3 protein-coding genes and 1 pseudogene are annotated in these 3,569 nt (G+C 32.7%); 1 reads left to right on the forward strand and 3 read right to left on the reverse strand.

What is annotated here, in order from left to right; all coding sequences use genetic code 11:
• Nucleotides 1–86 precede the first annotated feature (86 nt).
• The 3 genes from OZJ21_RS03445 to OZJ21_RS03455 all read right to left on the reverse strand — a co-directional run bounded on the left by OZJ21_RS03445 (nt 87) and on the right by OZJ21_RS03455 (nt 2,730).
• A complete protein-coding gene (locus OZJ21_RS03445) occupies nt 87–488 on the reverse strand; it encodes a hypothetical protein (RefSeq protein WP_086131659.1) in 402 nt (133 codons plus the stop codon).
• A 528-nt stretch (nt 489–1,016) separates the two neighbouring features.
• Nucleotides 1,017–1,502 (reverse strand): lincosamide nucleotidyltransferase Lnu(A), encoded by a 486-nt coding sequence (lnu(A), locus tag OZJ21_RS03450; RefSeq protein ID WP_001829870.1) that lies wholly within the window; start codon nt 1,500–1,502, stop codon nt 1,017–1,019.
• 286 nt (nt 1,503–1,788) lie between these two features.
• A complete protein-coding gene (locus OZJ21_RS03455) occupies nt 1,789–2,730 on the reverse strand; it encodes a protein rep (protein WP_201898460.1) in 942 nt (313 codons plus the stop codon).
• Between the two features lie 438 nt (nt 2,731–3,168).
• Here OZJ21_RS03455 and OZJ21_RS03460 point away from each other — a divergent pair.
• A pseudogene (locus OZJ21_RS03460) lies at nt 3,169–3,569 on the forward strand (hypothetical protein); the annotation flags it as partial.

Consider the following 3,569-nt stretch of genomic DNA (forward strand, 5'->3'; position numbering starts at 1 on the left):
AAAAAAAAATGGCGTTATTTCTATATAGTATCAAGATAAGAAGAAACTCGCTTCGCGAGTTTAAAAGTTGGCTAAAGCCAACTTTTTTACTGCTCAATTTTTGCTTTCTTTGACTGCAATTTTCTCAACTTTTTCAATTCTTCATCTTCAGCAACCAATTTTTTCAATCTCTCAAAATAATGTTCTTGATATTCTTTTTCCATATCAAACAAAGAAGTCTTATTGCCCATGATTTCATCATAGCGTTTAGAAAAAGCTAAAGCATTTTGAGCTTTACGTGTCAATGCTTTATCCTTTTTGCCATTATAATAAACTTCCATTTGCTCAAAATCTTTTGGAGTTGTTGCATCCAAATAGTTATCTAAGGCTTGAGCTATTACTGCTGACATAGTCAAATCTTTTTCTTGAGCAAACTTTTTTAAAATTTCTTTTTCTTCTGTCGTTACTCTAAGTCTTACAACTTCATCTCTATTTTCACGTTTAAACATCTTTACCACCTCAAAATTATTATAACATTTTGTAGCTACAAATTAAAGCTACTAATAAAATAATATTATCTTAACCCCTCCGCCCCATTGCATTGGGGAACCGTTCGCCGACACGTGTCTCGGGAAAGCAAGCTTGCTTTCTTTTTTCTCAGCGTCTTTATGCTTAAAATAGTCAAGGGTTGCCCTACGGCGTCTCAAAAGCTCCTACGTCGCTTTTTTGCCCCTTGACTATTATTTATATTCAGCTTTATTTAAAACGTCTCAGAAACGATTTTTAAGGCTTGTAATAACTTGTATGTTTGCTTTAAAAATGGCAATAGAAAAAGCAGCAAGGGCGAACGTAGTGAGTGCATTTACCCTTGCAGCTTTTTTTGTTGTCATTTAGTTTTTGTAAACCGACAGAAAAGCCAACAGGTATGACTGTTTACTCACTTTTCAGAGGCATGATCAAACGCATTGCGTTTGTCAGGTGTGGGCGGAAGCCCACGGTTTTTAAAAGGGTTCCGAGGCTCAACGTCAATAAAGCAATTATGTTATTGATTTTAAATTTTTTATATCAAAATGGTCTTTTTCTGTTAAATCATAACCAGAATGAAAAAGAAGTTGAGCTTCTTTTGAAATACATGGTATTTTTCGACCTTTGTAATTAGTTTCTGAAAACCAGTCATTTTGGAAAACATAATTACCACCTTCTGGGTTTGCTTGGGTAATTGATCCATCATCATTTAGATTTATAGGATGAATATCTAAATACCCATATTCTTCATGCTTGAGTTCCATACGTGAAGGCATCCAATCAACTTCTATTTTGTATCCGATATCTTCTAATTTTTGTATAACTTTTTGAGTGTGTTGAGCGTCAAAATCTATATCTATATCTCTGTGTTCTCTTTGTTGTTTTCCAGTTAATACATCTACCCCCCAGCCACCATCTAACCAATAAGTTACTTTCATGTGTTCAAATAAATCTAAAATATAAAATAAATCTTTTTCTGTTACATTATTATTTTTCATTTTATCCCTCCTAACTTGGGAATTTGAAACGAGTTAAAGAGCATAAGAGAAAATGGTCCCACAGGTGCGTGGGAGCCGATAGTATCGGCGTTTTCTTAGGGACTTAATTTTCTCGCTTGTTACACAGCTATTTAACACTTGTTTTACACCTAATTTACACTTTGTTTTACGCTTATTTTACGTAAAACATTTGTTAAACAATAATTTTTCTTCCAGTTTCCTTTTTTTCTTGCGAAAAATAACTGGAAGAAAAATTTTCTCTGCTACTTCAATTCCAGTTCTTAAATTATTCTATCCAGTTCACATAATTTTTTACTTCGTTATTCCAAAGAAAAATAATTTTTTCTGTTTCGGCAGCAGAAGTATTTTCTCCATCAACGTGTACTAAATCATCTTCATGATCTTCAAGTTTTAATTCTTTTCTGATTACTTTAAACTCTCCACCAAATGAAAGTTGACGTTTATGAAATAAAGCTTTTTCTAACTCCTTTAAAAATTCCAAGTCGCTTTCAACATCTTCAGTGATGTAATCAGAACTCTTAACTTGATACTTCGCAACTTCTTTTGCACTCGCAACAAGGCTTTTATCTTTCTTACTGTCTGAAACAGTCTTAATATTTACCACTGGTTTATAATCTAATTTCCGTGCTTTCTGCCACAATTTAGACCAATTATCTTGAGATAAATAATGACCCTTTTTAAAATATGTTGGCGACACTGCTAAAAGAATATGTATATGCTGATGAAAACTTTTCTCTTTTCGATTAACTGTGATTTCTGTTGAACGTACGTATCCTAACAGATCCTTTTGAACTTTTTTATACTGAAAAAGCTTATATAAAGCCCTGTTCATCTCAGCTAATTTTTCTTTTAATTCTCCCTGTTTTGCGTTTTCTTCAGTTAGAGTTAAAAATAAAAATCTTGATTTTGGATATCGTTTATAAAAGACATCTAAAATCGAACTCAATTCATAACTATTTTTCATAGCGTAACGCCAAGCACACAATGGACATAGGCGACTCTTACAAAACCATGTTTGATAAAGCTTTAAGCCATTTTCACTTTTTGTAAAAGTTAGAAGATTACCACACTTTTTTACTCTAAAAGCTTTTTTTATTTCCAGAATCTGTAAATATTCAGCATAGGTTAAATTAGCTAATTTCTTTTCTTTCCAGGGTCTAACCTTGCCATTTTTTGCCTTATCTACTAAAATTTCATCTCCAAACATGAGAAGAACTTCCTTTCTTTACTCATGCTGTCAGAGTCCTAAAGCATTATAACAACAACAATTATTGACTATTCCACCTAACATCTCTATAATGTAGTGAGTAATTATTACACTAAAACCGTAATAAACACAATAATATTTTGCTTTAAAACTCTTGCTTAGGTCGTCCAAAACTTTCAGCATGAGTTTTTTTTTGCATTAATTTTTTTATTCTAAAAACGAGTATACCCTCAATTTTCAAAAAAATCTATACAAGCCAAAAAGTCATAAAAAGTTAAAATATTATAAACAATCCATTCAACCCATTTTCGACCTTTTTGACCCCTTATAAACGTTATTATATCAACGCTTATCGCACTTTTTTTGACTCAAAAAAAAAATGGCGTTATTTCTATATAGTATCAAGATAAGAAGAAACTCGCTTCGCGAGTTTAAAAGTTGGCTAAAGCCAACTTTTTTGGTGTTGTTATTGCCATTGTTGCCTGTATCTACATTACCATTGTCAGTAGGGAGTTCTTGACTGTTGTCACTACCCGAGTTATTGGCATTATTATTACCACTATTTCCAGTATCAACATTGCCGTTGTCAGTAGGAATATTGCTGTTATCACTACCCGAGTTGTTGATGTCGTTATTGCCATTGTTGCCGATCTGCTTATACTATCTGATTCATCTGTATTCATTGAAGAACTTCCACTCAATGAACTTGATACGCTTAGGCTTTCACTTAAGCTACTTGAGATAGATGTACTTAAGCTTTCGCTCAAGGATCTGCTTATACTATCTGATTCATCTGTATTCATTGAAGAACTTCCACTCAATGAACTTGATACGCTTAG

Origin of the sequence: Ligilactobacillus sp. UO.C109, from assembly GCF_026847815.1 — a bacterium.
Classification (GTDB): Bacteria; Bacillota; Bacilli; order Lactobacillales; family Lactobacillaceae; genus Ligilactobacillus; species Ligilactobacillus salivarius.

Bases quoted from the DNA above. Each gene is read 5' to 3' on its own strand.
- OZJ21_RS03445 (WP_086131659.1), bottom strand. From the start codon at position 488: ATGTTTAAACGTGAAAATAGAGATGAAGTTGTAAGACTTAGAGTAACG.
- OZJ21_RS03455 (WP_201898460.1), bottom strand. From the start codon at position 2,730: ATGTTTGGAGATGAAATTTTAGTAGATAAGGCAAAAAATGGCAAGGTT.